The organism is Pseudomonas sp. S36 (assembly GCF_016647875.1).
GTDB classification, from domain to species: Bacteria; Pseudomonadota; Gammaproteobacteria; order Pseudomonadales; family Pseudomonadaceae; genus Aquipseudomonas; species Aquipseudomonas parafulva.
On sequence record NZ_JACVVG010000043.1, the window covers coordinates 1 to 19,066 of the forward strand.

At 52.5% G+C, this 19,066-nt stretch carries 11 protein-coding genes; 7 read left to right on the forward strand and 4 right to left on the reverse strand.

Annotated elements, in window-relative coordinates:
* Nucleotides 1–72: 72 nt before the first annotated feature.
* From IAE36_RS19450 to IAE36_RS19460, 3 genes are read right to left on the reverse strand one after another with little or no spacing between them, the layout of a single operon-like run.
* Nucleotides 73–1,494 (reverse strand): TolC family outer membrane protein, encoded by a 1,422-nt coding sequence (locus IAE36_RS19450; RefSeq protein ID WP_442967472.1) that lies wholly within the window; start codon nucleotides 1,492–1,494, stop codon nucleotides 73–75.
* A complete protein-coding gene (locus tag IAE36_RS19455) occupies nucleotides 1,491–2,816 on the reverse strand; it encodes an HlyD family type I secretion periplasmic adaptor subunit (RefSeq protein ID WP_201214076.1) in 1,326 nt (441 codons plus the stop codon). The genes IAE36_RS19450 and IAE36_RS19455 overlap by 4 nt, the downstream gene beginning before the upstream one ends.
* A gap of 12 nt (nucleotides 2,817–2,828) precedes the next feature.
* The gene (locus tag IAE36_RS19460; RefSeq protein ID WP_201214078.1) at nucleotides 2,829–4,640 is read right to left on the reverse strand and encodes a type I secretion system permease/ATPase; all 1,812 of its coding nucleotides are present in this window, start codon (nucleotides 4,638–4,640) and stop codon (nucleotides 2,829–2,831) included.
* Nucleotides 4,641–5,171: 531 nt separating this feature from the next.
* On the opposite strand from IAE36_RS19460, the gene IAE36_RS19465 reads away from it, so the two are divergent.
* The 7 genes from IAE36_RS19465 (at nucleotide 5,172) to IAE36_RS19495 (ending at nucleotide 17,185) form a co-directional block, all read left to right on the forward strand.
* Nucleotides 5,172–6,050: a hypothetical protein gene (locus tag IAE36_RS19465; RefSeq protein WP_201214112.1), complete on the forward strand. Its 879-nt coding sequence runs from the start codon at nucleotides 5,172–5,174 to the stop codon at nucleotides 6,048–6,050.
* Nucleotides 6,051–6,067: 17 nt separating this feature from the next.
* Nucleotides 6,068–7,519 carry a DUF4214 domain-containing protein gene (locus IAE36_RS19470; protein ID WP_201214080.1) on the forward strand — a complete coding sequence of 484 codons (1,452 nt, stop codon included), beginning with the start codon at nucleotides 6,068–6,070 and terminating at the stop codon, nucleotides 7,517–7,519.
* 145 nt (nucleotides 7,520–7,664) lie between these two features.
* Entirely contained in the window at nucleotides 7,665–10,136 is a 2,472-nt protein-coding gene (locus IAE36_RS19475; RefSeq protein WP_201214113.1) for a glycosyltransferase family 2 protein, read from the forward strand.
* The gene (locus IAE36_RS19480) at nucleotides 10,133–12,511 is read left to right on the forward strand and encodes a glycosyltransferase family 2 protein (protein ID WP_201214082.1); all 2,379 of its coding nucleotides are present in this window, start codon (nucleotides 10,133–10,135) and stop codon (nucleotides 12,509–12,511) included. Before IAE36_RS19475 ends, IAE36_RS19480 begins: the two co-directional genes overlap by 4 nt.
* Nucleotides 12,512–12,558: 47 nt before the next feature.
* The gene (locus IAE36_RS19485; protein ID WP_201214090.1) at nucleotides 12,559–13,725 is read left to right on the forward strand and encodes a nucleotide sugar dehydrogenase; all 1,167 of its coding nucleotides are present in this window, start codon (nucleotides 12,559–12,561) and stop codon (nucleotides 13,723–13,725) included.
* A gap of 73 nt (nucleotides 13,726–13,798) precedes the next feature.
* A complete protein-coding gene (locus IAE36_RS19490) occupies nucleotides 13,799–14,848 on the forward strand; it encodes an HAD family hydrolase (RefSeq protein WP_201214092.1) in 1,050 nt (349 codons plus the stop codon).
* 24 nt (nucleotides 14,849–14,872) lie between these two features.
* Nucleotides 14,873–17,185, forward strand: coding sequence for a rhamnan synthesis F family protein (locus tag IAE36_RS19495; protein WP_236409076.1), 2,313 nt, complete (start codon nucleotides 14,873–14,875; stop codon nucleotides 17,183–17,185).
* A 399-nt stretch (nucleotides 17,186–17,584) separates the two neighbouring features.
* On the opposite strand, the gene IAE36_RS19500 is transcribed toward IAE36_RS19495, so the two are convergent.
* Nucleotides 17,585–18,700, reverse strand: coding sequence for a glycosyltransferase family 2 protein (locus IAE36_RS19500; protein WP_201214094.1), 1,116 nt, complete (start codon nucleotides 18,698–18,700; stop codon nucleotides 17,585–17,587).
* Nucleotides 18,701–19,066 lie beyond the last annotated feature (366 nt).

Genomic DNA, 19,066 nt, shown 5'->3' on the forward strand with positions numbered 1-19,066 from the left:
GCGCGGCGCATCGCGAGCTGCGCTCGCTCCTACGTTTGTTTCGGGCCAATTGGGCCTGCGCCATGTGTGCGCTTACCCCTTGGCGCGCGCATCCAACCGAGCCACATCGCCCCCAGGCAAGCTGGTTTCCGGCACCGGGCTCAGCCACACATTCACGTTATCCACACTTTCCTGATTCAACTCCCCCGCCCAGCGGTTCAGAAGGAACAGGTTGGTGATGAAGTCATACTGGGTTTTAAGCAGATCACGCCGCGCCTTGAATTCGTTCTGCACGCTGGTCAACACATCCACCGCGTTCACAACGCCATAGCTGAAGGCCTTTTGCGCCGCGACGCTGGATTGTTGGGCAGAAGACAGCGCATTGCGGTTGGCGCGGATTTTCTCTACAGCCGCCTGGGCGGTGAGGTAGGCAGTGGTGGTTTCTTTCACCACCTGACGGCGCACACCTTCAAGCTGCTCTTCCGCAGCCAACTGCTCATCGTAGAGGCCGCGCACCCGGGCAGAAGTGGAACCACCGCTATAGATCGGGACTTTCACACCCAGCGTGGCCACGTAGCTGTCGCTGCGTGGCGCCTGGGTGTTGTCGTAGCCTTGGTCGCTCTGCTGGGCGCTAAGGCTCAGCGTCAGCTGCGGGTAGTGTTCGCCTTTACCTTCACGTACGGCTGCCATGGCAGCTTCGGCCCCGCTTTTGGAGGCCTTTAGCGACGGGTTGGCTTCAACCGCCTGAGTGATCCACTGTTGCAGTGGGCGCGTGGGCGCCTGCAACGCCACATCGTTACGCACGCGGCTTAGCGGCTCGGTGATCGGCCGGCCAACGATCTCGGCCAGTGCCTCACGGCTCACCTGCACCTGGTTACGCGCCTCTACTTCCTGGGCTGCCAGGAAATCCACACGCGCCTGCATGTCCAGCTTGTCGGTGATCTTGGCCATCTGCCGGTCGAACATGCTGCTGACACGGTCCAGGTTTTTCTGGGTAGCGCGGCGTTCGGCTTGTACCAGAGCCAGCTCGTCGTCGGCCGCCAGGGCTACGAAATAGCGCTTGGCGAGGTCTACCGTCGCTTCAGCCAGCGTGTCTTCGGCTTGCTGGCCTTTTTGCTCGTTGACGCTTTTGGACTTTTGGTAACGCTCCCAGGCCGGCTTGTTGTACAGATACTGGGTAAGGCTCAGGGAGTAGCTTTCGTTGTTATAGATATCACGATCGATCTCATTCTTGCGCAGCACGCGACTTGTGTTCGCATTGGCCGACACCTGCGGCAGCAACTGACCGAGGGCTTCGCGCTGCTGAGCGGTAGCGGTGCGCGCGCGGGCGTAGGCTGCGAGCACCCTCGGGTCTTCCAGGCGGGCCTCGCGATACAGGCCCGCCAAGTCCAGCGCATAAGTCGAGGCCGAAACTGCCTTCGGCTGCTCACCGGCCGTTCCCTTCCCTTCGGCGGCCACAGCTTGCCAGGCGACCATGCACATCAGCATTCCAGATAGCAAACGCAGCACAGTCATTCCTCGATCAGCGATTCAGCGAACATGTTGCGTACGGGTTTAAGTAGATATTGCAGCATGGTGCGATCACCGGCGTTGATAAGCACTTCGGCAGGCATACCAGGATGGAGCTTTCGGTCGCCGAGCTTCTTCATGCCATCTTGAGTCACCTGTACACGCACTAAATAGTAAGCATCACCTGTCCGCTCTTCAGTCAAGCTATCTGCGGAAATGCGGACAAGCCTGCCTTCGATAACTGGGGTCGTCGCCTGGTTGAATGCAGAAAAACGGATATCAGCTGTCTTACCAAGTTCAAGGCGATCAATGTCACGAGTGGCGACTTTCGCTTCAACTACGAGCTCAGATTGCGCCGGCACAATATCCAGAATCGGCGTAGCCGCACTGATAACGCCGCCAATGGTGTGCACCTTCATATCAAGCACCATCCCGCTTTCTGGTGCACGAATCACCACACGAGACAGGCGGTCACGCAAGGCAGCCTCTTTCTCCTGCAGGTCGAAGACCTGAGCCTGAACATCCGACAGTTCCTTGGCCACGTCAGAATCAAACTTCTTCTTCAATTGCACAATCTGCAGCTCGGTTTCGCCAATCTGCAGTTTGGTCTGAGTGATGCTTGACCGATGATCAGCCACTTCAGTCTTGAGCATGTCCAGCTTGCGCTCCTGCTCAAGCATGCGCTGGTTATCCACGAAGCCTTCGGCCAGCAGCTCCTTGAGCTGCTTGATTTCACCGGTATACGACTTCTCCAGCCCGCTCTTGGTACCGATGGTGTCGTTCAGGCCAGCAATTTGCTGTTTCATCTGCTGAATGCGCTCGCGGTTAACCGAGATCTCACCCTGCAGGGAATTGCGACGCGCCATGAATACCTGCTGCTCACCCGCCATCGCTTCCTGGGCACGGTCAGAGTCAGTACCTTCCATAGTGACCGGCGGGATGGAATCCAGCCCATCACGTTCGGCGCGCAGCCGCGCTTCTTTATACCGCGCCACGATCAACTGGTTACGGGTGGACTCGTATTCGGCACTCAGCTGAGACTCGTCCAGCACAATCAGTGGGTCGCCTTTCTTGACCAAGTCACCATCGCGGGCAAGCAGTTCTTTTACGATGCCGCCTTCCAGATGCTGCACGGTCTTGCGGTAGTTCTGTACGGTGACTGTACCTGAACCATGCACGGCATTGCTCAACGGCGCAAAGGCGGCCCAGCTGCCGAAAATGCCGAACGTGACAAACACGATAGTCAGGCCAATACGGCGGATGCCCCGATCAGAGGTGGGCATGTCATCGAAATTGTGGTCGAACGCGGTAATCGCTTTACTGCTCATCTAGAAATCCTTTCACGCGCCAGTGCTGGTCGAAGGGGCTGGCGCAGGCGCCGGTGCCGCAGGTGGGGCGGAATTGGGCGCAGCCGAAGGTGCTGCGGGCGGCTGCGGCCCTGCCGGCGGGGCCACGCGTTGCTGGGCCTTGGCCTGCTGGGCGGCCAGCTCGGCAATGACGCGATCACGTTCGCCATACAGCGAGATAGTACCGCCTGCCATTACCAGAATGCGATCCAGACGCGTGAGGATGTTTGGACGGTGGGAGACGATGAACACCGTAGCGCCGGTTTCTTTCAACTTTTGCAGGGCAACGCCAAGGGCACGCTCCCCCACATCGTCGAGGTTGGAGTTGGGCTCATCGAGTACGATCAGGCGCGGGTTACCATAAATGGCACGTGCCAAGCCGATGCGCTGACGCTGCCCACCAGAGAGGTTTACGCCTTCGCTACCAATAACGGTGTCGTAGCCTTCAGGCAACATGAGGATCATCTCGTGCACGCCAGCCATCTGCGCCGCGTTTACGACCTTGTCGGGGTCCACCTTGTCGAAGCGTGCGATGTTTTCACTGATACTGCCTTCGAACAGTTCAATGTCCTGAGGCAGATACCCAACATGAGGACCAAGCGCCTGCTTATCCCAGCTAGCGATATCAGCACCGTCAAGACGCACCACCCCGTGCTGCGGTGGCCAGATGCCCATGAGTGCGCGGACCAGCGTAGACTTGCCAGCGGCACTTGGGCCAACAATGCCAACAATACATCCGGCCGGAGCTGCGAAGCTGATGCTGCGAATCACCGGCGCTTTTGCCCCAGGCGGAGCCACAATTAGATTTTCGACTTGGATGTAGCCCTCTGGTGAGGGTAGGGGCATGCGCTCAGGCTCAGCGCCCAGATCATCCATCATCTTGCTTAAGCGATCATACTGAACTTTAGCCGCTACAAAGCCCTTCCAGCTGCTGATCATCTGATCGATGGGAGCCAAAGCCCTACCGAGTAACAGGGAACCAGCCATTAGCAAACCGGGGTTAATCTGATGAGTCACAACCAGATAAGCACCAATGGTGAGCATGATGGATTGTGACCAGATGCGGAAAGTCTTAGATATCGATGTGACTACACCACCTTTGTCGCTTGCCTCTGATTGAAGCTTCATGATGGTTCGCTGACGCTTAGCCCACCTCTGCATGAGAGTCTCAAGCATGCCCATAGACTCGATTACTTCGGAGTTGCGCAGGGTTCGAGTTGTGACCAGATTAGAGGCAACGTTGTGCTTGTTAGCGCTTGAGAGAGCGCTGCCGGTAACTCGATGGTTGACCACAGCCAGCACGGTCAGCACCGCTCCACACGCTAGGGTCATCCAGCCGAACCAGGGGTGAAACAAGAACATGACGATGGTGTAGATAGGGAACCAAGGAGCGTCGAAGAAAGCAAAAAGTCCTGGACCGGTGAAGAATTGACGCAACGAGGTGAGGTCATTCAGGGGCTGGGCGGTGGCATCGGAACCTCCGCTATTGAGAGCGCGCTTGAAGCTAGCCCTGTAAACATCACGACTCAACAGAACATCCAGGCGGTTACTGATGCGCACCATGATGCGCGACCTCACCCACTCCAACGCCCCCATGGTTATCACCAATACGGTCATAATGAGGGTGAGCATAAGGAGGGTAGATGTACTGCTGGAGGGCACGACGCGGCCGGATACCTGAATCATGAAGAAGGTGGGCACCAGCATCAGCGCGTTGACGAAGAAGCTGAAGAAGCCTACCGAAAGGAAGCTGCTCTTGCAGGCTCTGAGGGCGGCTTGCAGATTGTTTTCGGATTGATAACTCATGGCGTCCGTACTGAGAATGGCGAAAGCGGCCGGCAGTGTAACACCCAGCCAAGAGGGCAGCGTGTCAGATTGTTCCTAGTGCCAGTTCGTTCAGCGACGAGCAGCACCTTTTTCATGAAAAATTGCGAAGGCGCGGATTAACGCTTTCAGGTTAGCCGGTTCTGACTGACCATCAGACAAACGGCACAGCGGGGCCGAACCGCAGAAAAGTGACGCCAAAAAAGCCGCACTGCTCGGATAAAATCCTGACCCTCTAGATAATCACCTGATAGGGCAGAACTTTTTTGGCAGGCACACTCTCCAACCTGAACGCGCAGATAGGGCCGAAAGCACCGCACCGATCGCGTGGCTTATAGCTAAGTTCCACACAGATATGAAATTTTTTTTAGATTTCTTGGTTGACATCCCCTCCCCCGGGCGGCATCTTCGCCACTCGCAGGGAGCCTTCAATGGCCAGTTAGTGTATGCACGGGTCTGAGCACGTTAGCTACCAGTGTCACTGCTTAAAAGGAGCTTAACAACGCCATGTCTATGCCTTCGCACACCCTTGATGGCTTGAAAATCAGCTCTCGGGTCACACTGCTCGAGCCGGGCATGTATATCTTCAGGTACGCCTCGCAGCCCCCTGCAGACAAGCCCGTTTGTATCGCCCTGCAGCAAGCGCCACTGGGTAAAGGCTCTATCGATTTCTTCCCCGCCGAGGGCGTCAGCAAGAACATGCTGACCAAGCTGGGCGACACCATCGTTGCGCGTGTAAAGGCCGGCGTTACTACCGTGCTGATCACTGAATACCACATGTTCGACGATGTGATTGACCCGGTTGACCTGCGCATCGATCGCATCGATACCTCACCAGCCATCATGCGTACGTTCGCCGTGGTTGCCACTGAACCCGCTCAAGCGCTGCCCACCGACGCCACCCCGCTGCCCGTCACCATTACTGCACACTTGCAGCAGTCGGGCGAAGTAGCGTCTAAGCACGGCTACGTGGGCGTTCCCAACAGCAGCGAGTTCATTGAATGTTTTGCAATCGACCTGCCGAACAAACCGGCCGGGGTCGATCTGCTTTATACCTGCATGGTGGCCGGCTCTGGCCCCAGCCGCAATGTATCCACGGGCACCACCGTTGGTGCCCGTGGCCAGGGCCTGCCCCTGATATGCGTAGGTTTCAGCCTGGTAGGCCCCCTGCGCAAACATTACGAATTAACCGGCCTGCTCGCATTCGGAAATGCGGAACCTCAGCGCCTGGTCACCAATCAGATGATGCACGGCCCCACCGGCAATGAGCCGCTGGTGGCGTTGCACCTCGCCGTAACCCCCGTAACGAAGATGAACGCTGCCCGCCTTAAGTCTCCGTGGGAAAACTCTGCGTCACAGCAGAATACTATTGCAGCAGGCCAAACGGCTTGAAGTAACAGGAAGACATCATGCAATACGATAGCCCTCAATCGAGCAGCGATCTGCAAGCTACCCTGAGCGCAGACAGCGCCAACCTTTCCAACGTGACCCTGGCGGCCATCAACAGCCTGCTGAACCTGGACACCGTTGACACTGTCGGCATCGCCGGCATCACCGGTACCAACGTTCAACTGCCAACCACCGGCACTGCCGACATCGTCCTGGGCGAAGTCGAAGGCGCCAAAGGTGACCAAGTGGTTGTTGACCTGACCGGCGCAGAAGCTGCTGGCGTCAGCGCTTACGTGCTGCAGAGCGATGCCAACCTGGTTGTTGACCTGCAAGGTCAAGCAGCCGCCGCTGCCGACGTGCAGACCTTCGCTGCTGCCGTTGCACCTGAGTCTGTCGACACCTCTGGCATCGAGCTGGTAGTTGCTACCGGTAACGGCGACGACGTGATCACCGTTAAAGGTGACCAGAACACCCTGATCGACGCTGGCGACGGCAACGACACCATCGTGACTGGCAACGGTAACAACACTGTTATCGCTGGCAACGGCAACAACAACGTAACCACCGGTTCGGGCGATGACACCATCATCCTGAGCGGCAGCAACCACGCTGACATCGTCAACGCTGGTGCAGGCTACGACGTTGTGCAGCTGGACGGCACTCGTGACGACTACACCCTGACTGTTGGCAACAACTTCAACGTCAACCTGACCGGCAACCAAACTGCCGCCATCAAAGACGCTGAGTTCCTGAGCTTCGTTGATGCCGATGGCAACAAAGAGTCGGTAGCTCTGGCCCACAACGACGCAGAAGCTGCTGCCCTGCGCCTGTACCAAGGCATCCTGGACCGTGACGCTGACGTGAGCGGCGCCAAGTTCTTCACTGGCTTCGTGAACAACGGTGGTTCGCTGACCGACGTTGCCAACGCCTTCCTGAACTCCTCCGAGTTCGCTGGCGTGAACAACGCTGCCGACGTTAACGACCTGTACCAAGCCCTGCTGGGCCGTGGTACCGATGGTGACACCGGTGCAAGCGTCTGGACTTCCCTGCTGGCCAACGGCGGCACCCTGGCTGACGTAGCTGCTGCCATCTCGGTTTCGGCCGAAGCTCAAGCAGTTGACGCGTCGAACGGTACCTTCGTTGAAAGCCTGTACGAAGCTGCCCTGGGCCGCGAAGCCGACGAAGCCGGCCTGCAGAACTGGGTATCTCAGCTGTTCAACGGTGCAAGCCGTGCCGAGATCGCTCAGTCGATCGTAGGTTCCGCTGAGGCTGGCTCCAAAGCCAACGCCGACTTCATCGATTCGCTGTACCAGTCCGCTCTGGACCGTACTGCTGATGATGCTGGCAAAGCGCACTGGGCTGCTCAGCTGGAAGCTGGTGCTTCGCAAGCAGACGTTGCCCTGGGCATCGTTGGTTCGCCAGAAGCTGCTGCACACATCGACAACGTCGTTGTGCTGCACGGCCAGGTGTAACTAGCCCTGTCGTAGCGAAGCGTACGCCCGGCCGCAAGGCCGGGGGTATGTGAAAGGGGGCGGCTTTCGGGTCGCCCCTCTTTTTATTATCTGTAGCCAAGCCAAGCTTATGTCCAGACAACTCGACCATGGGCGAGAGACGCTCATGGACATCTTCCACCGCCACCGTCAGGCCAACGAGCACGACGCGGCGGCAACTGCACTCGAACGTGCGTTGCAGATTCCCGAGTACCGGGCCGAAGCACTCGTATGGAAAGGCATCGCGGCCTTGCCGCAGACGCCCGAGCTGGCTTTTTTATTTTTTGCCAATGCCGCCAAGGCATTGCCCGAACGGGCCGATGTTCACGCCCTGGTGGGGCGCAGCCTTCTGGCACAAGCCCAATGTGAGATGGCCACGCGCTACCTTACAAATGCCTGGAAACTGCAACCCAACGATCTCGCGCTGCGGCTGACCCTTTGGGAGGCCCGTAGCCGATCAGAAACACCTGCTGAGTTGCGGCGCATGATTCTGGCCCACTTGCCCGATATCCATACGGGCAAAGAGCTGGAAGTGGTAATCAGGCTGCTCGCTGCGCAAAGTGATGCCCCGGGCACCATCGGCGTGGTGCGCTATCTGCCTGAGCAGAAGGAAATTCAAGGGTGGGCAGTTGATCTGCACAACCTGCAAGCACCTGCAGCACTTGTGATCGAAGCCAACGGTGCACGCATCAACGCAACGGCCAGTACCGCCCATCCGTTGCTTAGCGCTGCGGGGCTGCCGGCTACCCACGGCGGTTTGCGGGTGAGCGTGCCGAACCCCACTCCTGCGGTACACCTTCAGTTTGCCAACGGTACGCCTCTGCTTGGCAGCCCGGTTTACGCAATGCCGGTCTTCGTTCCACCTGCCAGCGTAGGTGGCGGCGAAAACAATCCAGTGGACGTGCTGATTCCGGTCTACAACGGTCTTGAGGAAACCCTGGAGTGCATCAACAGCGCGCTGGACGCCCGCAAGCTGAACCGCACCCCGCATCGCCTGGTAGTCATCGAAGACAAGACACCCGTCCCTGCGCTGGCCAAGGCACTCAAGGTGCTTGCTGCCAAGGGCAAGATCACGTTGATCAATAACGCGGTAAACCTCGGTTTCATCCGTACCATGAACCGCGCCATGGCACTTAGCCCAAACAAAGATGTGGTGTGGCTCAACGCTGATACCCGCGTGCACGGCGCCTGGCTGGATCGGTTACGTGAAGTGGCTTATAGCGACGAACACATCGCGTCGGTAACGCCGTTCACCAATAACGGCGAGCTGATGAGCTTCCCCCGTAGCCAGATCTGCCATGAGATGCCCAGCGCCAAGGCCCAGGCCGAACTCGATGAACTCGCCCGGCAGGTGGCCAGCCCACCCATCGAAATCGAAACAGGCTGCGGCTTTTGCCTGTACATCAAGCGGGCTGCACTGGACCAGGTAGGCTACCTGGACGAAGTACACCTGGCGCGGGGCTACGGTGAAGAAACCGACTGGTGCCTGCGCGCTCGCAGCCACGGCTGGCGCCACATGGGGGCGCCTAACGTGTTTGTGGCCCACCAGGGGGGTATTTCGTTTGGTGCCGAGAAGGTGATGCGTGTGGCGGTGAACAACGCAACATTGCGCAAACGGTACCCCGACGCATCCAGCCGCTATAAAGCATTTTGCCTGCGCGACCCTATTAAACCTGCCCGCCAGGCGCTACAACGTGCCCGCCTTGAGCACTTGGCAAGCAAGCCGGCGAGCGACCAAAGGTTAAGTTGGCAGGCGGGGGTGGACACAACGCTCTACGTTCACGATGGCTCCAGTACCGATGCCGACTTCAGCCTTGCTTATCACCAGACCAGCCACCGTCGGTATGTATTGCTCACTGCCCCGCTGCACCCTCTGACGTTGAATTTGGAATTCGAACTGCCAGACGATTTCAATCGTTTGGTCGAGTGCCTGCGCCAGCTACCGATGCAGGCAATGGCATTCCAGAACCTCGCCCGCTGCCCGCTGAGCTTATGTGACCTGCCGGCTATGCTGGCCATTCCGTATAGCATCCAGTGCAGCGACGACCGCCTGCTCGATCAACAGGGCGGTTATGACTGGCAGCGTTTTGCGCACAAGGCTGCGAACGTTCAGTTGCCGTGGTCAGCGTTGCGGCCCAGTTACAGCAATGTGCTGCCCGATGCCAAGCTGACAACCCAGGCCACTTCATTACCAAGCAGTGCCCCTTCACATCTGCCTCAGTCGCTTGTGATTGGTGACAGCCTGCGCGACATCCCCCTTGCCCAACGCTGGCTGGATGTTGCAAGGCATATCAAACGCACGAAATTGTCCATCCGTTTGGTTGCGCCAAGCGATGGCCCCCTGCTGAAACAATTGCAAGCCACCGGAGCCGTTGATGTGCTGCCCGACCTGGATGGCTTCACCTTGGCCGAGCGAGCCCAAGCCGCAGGATGTGATGCTGTGCTCAGCCTGGCTGAAAACCCTGGCAGCGACTGGGCGGCCCCTGGCTTGGCAGCCCAGTTGGGTATACCGCTCTTCGCCCCCTCCAACTTGCTGACAAGCGAAACAGGGGCCGCCGCCATTACCTCTTTGCCTTTCACCCCGAGCCTGGCCCGATGACCGAACACCTTCTGGATCAACCGCTAACGCCTCAGCCCGTCACCCTGCCCGCCTTCAGCGGCGCCATTCTTGGTCTTCAGGGGGATGTACTGCACGGCTGGGCTATGGACAACACGCAGCCGGAAAACCGCCCCGTCATCGAGGTATTTATTGATGGGGCCAGCGTTGCGCTAGCGCGCGCCGACCAATATGAGCCCAACGCACCAGTGGGCGACCAGTACCATGGCTTTACCGTGCAATTGCGTCAGCGCTGGCTTGACGACGCACGGTCGATTACCGCACACATCGCCAACCAGTCATTCGTATTGGAAGGGCAATTGTCACTCCCGGTAGCTCCCAGTGAAGACAGCGCCTCGATTGCGTCCCAGGTCTGGCATACAGGCGGCCTGCGTGTCGGTGGTTGGTGCTGGGATCCGAAAGCACCTGATCGACATGTGGAGATTACGCTACGGGAAGGCGATCACGTGGTTGGTCGAGCTGTGTGTAATGAGCACAATCAAGCCTTGGCGTACCGCGCCACCAGCGACCATGGCTTCGCCATCGATCTGCCTTGGGAATTGGCCGATGGCAAGGTGCATTTATTGGAGATCGCGAATGATCTTGGCCAGCAACTGGCAGGCAGCCCCATTCGCTTGTGCTGCTGGCCGGAGGGCGTTGAAGGGCTGCTCCAGAAATTAGGTCCGGCACACGACGCCGCAACGCTGGCCCTGCTGACTGAGGTTGCCAAAGACCAAGCCATGCGCCTTCCGAAAAGCGCAGGCTGGCATCACTACCCGCAATGGTTCGAGGTGTTCCAACGCCTGGATCCCCTGCCGGTACCGCAACTACAAGGCAAGTTGGGGGTGCTGCTACTAAGCGATGGCGATGCTCGACTGGAACTAAGAAGCCTTAACAGCCTGGGTGATTGCCATGCAGGCGAGCAGTCAGTGGGCATTGCCGCCCCTAGCAATCTGTTGGCCGCGTTAGATCAACTGCTTGAAGATGGATGCGACCGCATCTTACCATTATGGGCGGGGGATCGCCTTGCGCCGCTAGCTCTCCCGCACTTGAGTGCACTGTTAGACGATGGCAGCGCATGGGCATTTGCAGACTGCGACCGCGACGGCCCACAGAGTGAGCGCAGCTTCCCGTGGCTAAAGCCGGTGTGGGACATCGACCTGTTCATCGGTGCTGATATTTTCAGTCCTGGTGCAATCTACGGGTCGATTATCATCAAACAAGCGTTGTCGCTGCTTTCAGACCGTGGAGCCAATACGTCCATAAATTGGCACGACCTTATATCTGGCATCGCTTTGGCCACCCAGCGCTCCAGAGCGCTTGTTACTCATCTCCCACGTGTACTGTACCACCGAGCCGCATCTGCACCAGAAAGCCCGGAGCAAGCGCAGCCGTCTGAGCAGCGCTTAATCGCAGTAGGATGGTTGTGCGAACAGTTGGTCCCTGGGGCAAGAGTAAGCCAAGTCGCCGAATACCCAGCACTTCTCAGAGCCTTTTGGCCACTACCAGCGCAACTACCGCGGGTAAGCCTCATCGTGCCAACGCGGGACCAATACAAGCTGTTGCACACCTGCATCGAAGGTCTGCTAAACGGTACTGACTACCCGAATTTAGAAATTATTGTTGTTGATAACCAGTCCAGCGACCCCCTAACACTGACCTATCTAAACGAGCTGACAAAGCGTGGGGTAACTGTGCTTCACCACCCCTACCCGTTCAATTACTCAACGATCAACAACCGCGCAGCGAGTGTCGCTACTGGTGAAGTGATTGGTCTGGTCAACAATGATATAGAAGTTATTGAGGCTGGATGGTTAAAGGAAATGGTCGCTCAGTTGAATTCACCAGGGGTTGGCGCTGTTGGTGCCAAGCTTCAATGGCCGAACCGAATGATACAGCATGGCGGCGTGGTAGTAGGAATCAATGGATTAGCAGCGCATGCAGGTAATAACCTTACAGATATTGACACTGGCTATTTAGCTGTAAACTTGCTTACTCGTCAGCAGAGTGCGGTCACCGCTGCGTGCCTGTTAGTGAGAAAAGATGTCTATACAGCTGTCGGCGAACTGGATGAGAATGCGTTCCCAGTAGCGTTTAATGATGTTGATTTTTGCTTGCGAATTCGAAGCTCAGACAGAAAGGTGATATGGTGCGCTTCAGCCAAACTCATACATGCTGAATCAGCCAGTCGCGGCAAAGATAGCACTAATGAAAAACGCTCTCGGGCCCAGCGGGAGCAAGACGCGTTCTTAAGAAGATGGAGTAACAGCGGAAACTTGGATCCGTTCTATCATCCGTCTATGAGTCGAGATTATTTAAGTGGTCCATATGGTGGTCTCGCCTTACCGCCGGTCAACCTAAAGCCGAGACAAAACTAACTTTTCGACTACCGTAATATGCAGTAGTTTTTTAAAGGAATTTGATGATGAAAATTTTAGTTGTGGGCACTGGGTACGTGGGCCTCTCCAATGCTGTACTTCTCTCGCAGCACCATGATGTAGTGGCTCTAGATATAGTCAAAGAGAAAGTCGACCTTATCAACAACCGGATCTCACCCATATCAGATTGGGAAATTGAGAAATTTTTTAACGAAGAGCCACTGAATCTCAAAGCCACTACAGATAAAACTTTAGCTTATGAAGGCGCTGAGATTGTAATAATCGCCACTCCAACAAACTATGACCCCCAAACCAATCATTTTAATACAAGCTCAGTCGAGTCGGTCATCCAGGAGTCACTGTCCTACAACTCTGCGATCAGCATCGTCATAAAGTCTACCATTCCTGTAGGCTTTACCGAGTCGATGAGAAAAAAACACGGCACATCCAACATATATTTTTCTCCTGAGTTTCTACGTGAAGGGAAGGCCCTACACGATAATTTGTATCCTTCCCGAGTTATCGTCGGGGACCGTGGCGAATTCGGATCAAAATTTGCGAGCTTGATGCTCGAAGGTGCTATAAGTCAAAAATCGCCAGTATTATTGACTGACTCTACTGAAGCGGAAGCAATCAAATTATTTTCCAATACTTATCTCGCTATGCGAATAGCATATTTCAATGAATTGGATAGCTACGCAATCCATCACAACTTAGACTCACGACAAATTATTGAAGGTGTTGGCCTAGACCCGCGAATTGGTAATCACTATCACAATCCCTCCTTTGGCTACGGCGGATATTGCCTACCTAAAGACACAAAGCAGCTCCTTGCCAACTATTCGAACGTACCAAACAATCTAATCCGAGCGATTGTAGATTCAAATACTACACGAAAAGACTTTATTGCTGAATCCATACTAAAAATGAGTCCAAAAACGGTCGGCATCTATAGACTGATAATGAAATCTGGATCTGACAACTTTAGATCATCCTCCATCCAAGGAGTTATGAAACGTCTCAAAGCCAAAGGTATCAAGGTAATCGTGTATGAGCCCGCCTTGACAGATAGCACTTTTTTCAACTCACCAGTCATGGCTGATCTAAGTGCATTCAAATCCACATCCGATCTGATAGTTGCGAATCGATTTTCTGATGAGCTGGCTGATGTGACGGATAAGGTTTACACACGTGATTTGTTCAGAGAAGACTAACTACTTACGCAATATCGCAAAGAACCGCAAAGCTCGGTTATTACTCTCACCCAGCAGGACCTGAGATTCGCACATGAGCAACTCGTACAAAGCGCTATATGAATTTGGATATGGTTTTCTAGGCCCCATTCTTAATCACTATCTGCGCAAGGTAGCCGAATACTCGCAAACTCATACTCCAGTGTGTCTTGCCCGTGAGGGCTGGATACTATTTGAAGCTCTTAAAGCGCTCAGAGAAGAAGAGCTGTTAGAGTTTAAATTTGAACCAATCTACCTGAAAGTATCTAGAACGGTATTATTCAGAAGTCAAGCCGGCAACCCGGAAATAATGAAACTTGCATTTGAAAGTAAGTTTGAAGGGACTGTACTTGAGTTACTACTTAAAAGATTTGGCTTCCAGCTTCATGAAGCTTTTGCATTACTGCCGCATCAGTTGCTAGATTTCAACGTCAAGTTGCCAGAGGATGCTGCCTTGATTGAGGAATGGTTTAACCCTCACAATGATCGTCTATTTTCACATGTGAGTCCGACCCGGGAAGCATTAGCTAGTTATTTTGAAACATCGGGTTTGACATTGAGTGAAACGAAATCGCTCATGCTCGACCTCGGCTACGCAGGTACGATTCAAAAAATACTAACGTATATGTTCACCCAAGATACACACGGGCTGTATTTTATAGCAACTAAGTCTGGCACGCATATAATAAATAATCATACAGCAACAATGGCAGGAGTCTTTAAAGAAGACGTCAAGTGGTCAGAAGGATATATACTACTTGAGCGATCCCTTCTCTTAGAAAGCATCATGACTGCTCCGGTAGGCCAACTGGTGGATGTCCGTCTTGATAGCAACAACGACCTGATATTCTTCCACGGTCGTTTAGCGACGCCACAGAGGCAATTCCAGGATCTGAAAGCAGTTATGGATGGGGCTATTGCGGGAGTGGTTGATGGCTTCAGACTTAACATCGAATACAATACCCGCGAGATCGAGGATATATTCACAGGATATGCAAAATCACCCAGTGCCATACCAAGAGAAGCGTTTCACCTATTCAATATTGACGATGATTTTTCCGGCAATGGAATTATCAGTCCCATGCAACTATTCGGCTTTCACTAACCTCTTGCGTAATTGAATATGAATATGAATCATCAGACAAACGCGACTCAGCGGCAAGATATTATTTCTGTAGTGAGGTCTAGTGGAGCTTTTGACGAAAATTACTATAAGTTACAAGCCGCAGACCTAGGGCTGTCGCCTGAAAATGTGATTGAACATTATTTGACTGAAGGCTGGCTCAAAGGACTTAATCCTCACCCTTGCTTTGATACAAGATTTTATGTTCAACATAATGAAGATTTACGCAACAACAAGTTACATCCATTTATACATTTTATTATTCATGGCTATAAAGAGCACCGCCGTACTCGCACTGACTTCTCTTTAACAGAGTATAAATTGCGTCACCCTGAAATTGATCTCATGGAGATTAATCCACTCAAGCACTTTACAGTCCACTACGGGACTGGGGAGTCTTATTTTAGCCCACCTGGGGAGTCTGACAGTAGTAAAAACATACTAGACTATAACGTCAATCTGATTCTTGCAGAAGCTAAGAAGCTAAAGCTATTCGATTATGAATGGTATAAAAAGACCTACAATCCAGAATTCATCTCTGAAATAGATGCTTTTCAAGACTACCTACATAAATCGAAGTTCTCGCCTGTAAATCCCTCCCCACATTTCGATACTGAAACCTATCACCGCAACAACCTTGATGTATATCATGCTCAGATCAGTCCGCTATTTCATTACCTAATATCTGGAAAGAGGGAAGGAAGACTGAAGTCTGATGCAGTTAGCAGGTGGCTCCCTCAAGATCGAATCGACATTCCAATGAAGTTGACCAAAACTGCAGCGGAGCAAAAAATTGCTATTTGCCTTCATATTTACTACGAAGACTACATAGACAAATTCGCCGCTGCATTGACGACTTTCCCAGCCCAATTTGATCTTTTTATTACGTTAGCTAATGCAAGCCATAAAAGCTACGCCAATAAAACCTTCAAAAAGATCAAAAATCTGAGAAAATTAAAGACCAAATGTGTCCCAAATAAAGGCAGGAATTTTGGCCCTTTATTGGTAGAGTTTTCGCAAGACCTCCTAAAATATGATCTATTTTGCCACTTGCACTCGAAAAAATCTTTATACTCTGGACGTGAACAAACTCAATGGGCAGATTATTTGACAGAGTATCTTCTTAACGACTGTGCAGTTGTTAGAAGAGTATTGAATGCTTTTGCGTCGGACTCGACTCTCGGGCTCTACTACCCCACCACTTTTTGGATGATGCCTTCATGGGTGAATCACGTCACTATGAACAAGTCATATATGAGAGAGTGGCAAAATCAAATAGCATTTGATTGTCCGGATGGTTTTTTGACCTACCCCGCCGGGGGCATGTTCTGGGCCCGCCCTCAAGCTTTGATTGATATTTTGTCTCTAGACTACGGGTATGATGATTTTCCAAGCGAACCTCTTCCAAATGACGGTTCGAAACTCCACGCACTAGAGAGGATATTAGGTCCTGTAGCTCAAAAAAATGGCTTCAAACAGTTCTTTCATCATCCTGCGAGCGGCCACTTTACTGTAGATGAGGGCTTCATCACGTCAGGGTATAAAAGAACGATTGACAGTCTTTTGGCGGACTTACGCACATTCAGCCACATTACTTTCGATGTATTCGACACCTTAGTTCGACGAGAATTCACCGAACCTGATTACGCGAAATTTCTTTTAGGCGAAGAGTTGACTGCTAGCGGCGCTGTAGCCAGCGCAGCAGATTTCGTTCGTCTGCGAAATCATACTGAATATCAGCTACGTGCTAATAAAAACTTTCAAGGTGATGTCTGCATAATCGATGTATATGAAGAGCTAATCAAGCATTTACCTGAAGCAAGATTTGATCCATATGCACTGATGACTAGAGAGTTTGATCTAGACCTGAGCCTAATCACTGCAAAAGATGAGATGGTTGATGTATTTAATACTCTCGGCTCTATTGGCCACATTCTGTGGGTGATTTCTGACACATATTATACCCGCGATCAAATTGCCCTTATACTCAAAAAAGCTGGGGTAAGCGCGCCGCATAGATTGCTTATTTCGAGTGCCGAGCAGAAACGAAAAGATAATGGCACAATGTGGGCACTAGTTAAAGATGACCTAGCCCGCGAGGGGGTGTCAGCACATATTCATGTGGGAGACAACGTGGTGGCAGACTGTCAAATACCAGGCGATAGGGGTATATCTTCTATTCATATCCTGCATCCAGTTGATAAATGGCAGGCGTTAGGTTTTCCAGAATACAAACATACCTCGGATAGCTTTGATGCTAACAGTATATTGAAATGGGGAAAACTTGTAAGTGTAGTCGGCAGAGTGCCATTTCTTTAGAATGTAGGTCGTAAAAAACCGCCAATCCCACGTCAACTCACCTCGCACGACTGACGTGGGATAGTTCCCTGCACTTTGACATTATTTACGCTACTATCAATTGACTGAAATCTTCGTCAATTAAATTTAATTCGAGAATCAATCGCTCATTGCTAGCGAGATAACTAAGGAAGCACAATGGAGATATCAGAATTAGACAACCTTTGATGTAAAATACGTTATCAATATCAAGAGGAAATCGCATTAAAATATTATTCAGACAGAATCCGTAGGCCCTAGTAAATAACACACTAGCACACCTATCACAGAGAAAAAGCGCCGCCCCTTGGATGCGCTTCATCTGCAACGCTACATACTGGTCCACAGCATGAGCACTTCTAACAAGCTAACATTTTAAATTTATGCGTTAGCGAGGATTCTTTCTTCCCCATTGACAACCGCCACTATCTGTAATACCGAAAGATCAGGACATTCTTCATGCAAAATTATTTCGAACCCGCATCCTTCTGATTTAGCCATACCGGACTTCAACACATCCATTCTTGAATGATAGGTAACTTTGACCTTGGAAGCTAGCGAGCCATTAATGTAAACGCGTAAAGAGTCAGCTTTTTCGCCCTCTTCGTTTACCGCCCAGCCTCTAATTTCGGTACCGATTGACGTTTTAGTAATAGACTCAACAAAGCCTTTGCACGATCTAATTTTAAAGGAATCAAAGAAATTGCTATTGTCCGCAGCATGCCTCAGTTCCGCGAACAGCATATGACCATCTAAAGAAAAGTTCTTTTCATATTCAGACTTAGACTGAAGTAGTGCGGGAATCACATGAAAACCAATTTTGCGTTGCTCAAGGTGCTCTTTTAAAGCTTGCTCTGAAAAATCTTTGACACGCCCTACTAGTTTCTCCCTAGCAGACCTCTGGTAGCTTTCATAATTTTTATTGTGAAAATGAACATACACAATTGGCGTTCTGACCTCCTGATCGGACAGTTTTGCCTTGCCATTGTGATAACCCATATCAAGTTCTTTACATGCATCCTGCGCAAAGAAGCACTTACGCTGTACATCTCGACGCTTGTAATAATCACGAGCCAGCGGATTGTTATTGTATTCGCATCCAATCATGAGAACATGCGGTGAACCTTTGAAGGGTTCCAAGCAACTCCTAACTACTGAGGGAGAGGTACTTAAATTTTTGTCGCCAGCCTCAGCAACTAAAAATTCGTCACCGTCCAACGGAAAGAAGAAATCGTATTTCCTGAGACCCTCCAGCTCATGTATTTTTTGGGTGAATAATTTTCCTTTAGCTTCGAAATGCTGTCGGGTGTTATAGCTGTAATCAACATTAACACCAGCCAGCTCAGCCTTATTCAAAACCGAGAGAGTAGCTTCATCAACAGAACCGTTATCATAAATAAAAATATTCTCGGCCCCAAATAGCTTGGAGTGGTAAGTAATCCAGGCCTCGAGGAGCTGCCCTTCATTCTTCTGCATCATTAAACAAGCGATATTCATACGGGTAGCTGTTCCTATGCGCGTACCAACGACAGGCTGCTAGAGAACATGAGCCTGCGCCTATAGAAGCAGCTTAGCTGCATAGTGCTGCACTGTAAATGGGAAGATGGGGCCCAGAGCCAAAGATGTGGTCGGCTAGGCTACATTGAACCATCGGATGTCCTATCTGTCCTCCTAACGGCCAGAACCGCAATGATGGAAACACCGACCGAACTCTTACGCCTGGCAGTGGTCACTGCCACTACTGGGATCCGGATACGTTCATCTGTGCTTTTTCAGTCGGCCGAACGGTGTCTGTCTTTTCGATTAGGAGTGCCCCTCCCCCGATGGAACAAACGTGGTTGTCAAAACATATTGCATTGGTCC

Coding starts and splice junctions, on each gene's coding strand:
- IAE36_RS19485 (WP_201214090.1), top strand. CDS start 12,559: ATGAAAATTTTAGTTGTGGGCACTGGGTACGTGGGCCTCTCCAATGCT.
- IAE36_RS19460 (WP_201214078.1), bottom strand. CDS start 4,640: ATGAGTTATCAATCCGAAAACAATCTGCAAGCCGCCCTCAGAGCCTGC.
- IAE36_RS19480 (WP_201214082.1), top strand. CDS start 10,133: ATGACCGAACACCTTCTGGATCAACCGCTAACGCCTCAGCCCGTCACC.
- IAE36_RS19495 (WP_236409076.1), top strand. CDS start 14,873: ATGAATCATCAGACAAACGCGACTCAGCGGCAAGATATTATTTCTGTA.
- IAE36_RS19490 (WP_201214092.1), top strand. CDS start 13,799: ATGAGCAACTCGTACAAAGCGCTATATGAATTTGGATATGGTTTTCTA.
- IAE36_RS19450 (WP_442967472.1), bottom strand. CDS start 1,494: ATGACTGTGCTGCGTTTGCTATCTGGAATGCTGATGTGCATGGTCGCC.
- IAE36_RS19500 (WP_201214094.1), bottom strand. CDS start 18,700: ATGAATATCGCTTGTTTAATGATGCAGAAGAATGAAGGGCAGCTCCTC.
- IAE36_RS19455 (WP_201214076.1), bottom strand. CDS start 2,816: ATGAGCAGTAAAGCGATTACCGCGTTCGACCACAATTTCGATGACATG.
- IAE36_RS19465 (WP_201214112.1), top strand. CDS start 5,172: ATGCCTTCGCACACCCTTGATGGCTTGAAAATCAGCTCTCGGGTCACA.
- IAE36_RS19470 (WP_201214080.1), top strand. CDS start 6,068: ATGCAATACGATAGCCCTCAATCGAGCAGCGATCTGCAAGCTACCCTG.
- IAE36_RS19475 (WP_201214113.1), top strand. CDS start 7,665: ATGGACATCTTCCACCGCCACCGTCAGGCCAACGAGCACGACGCGGCG.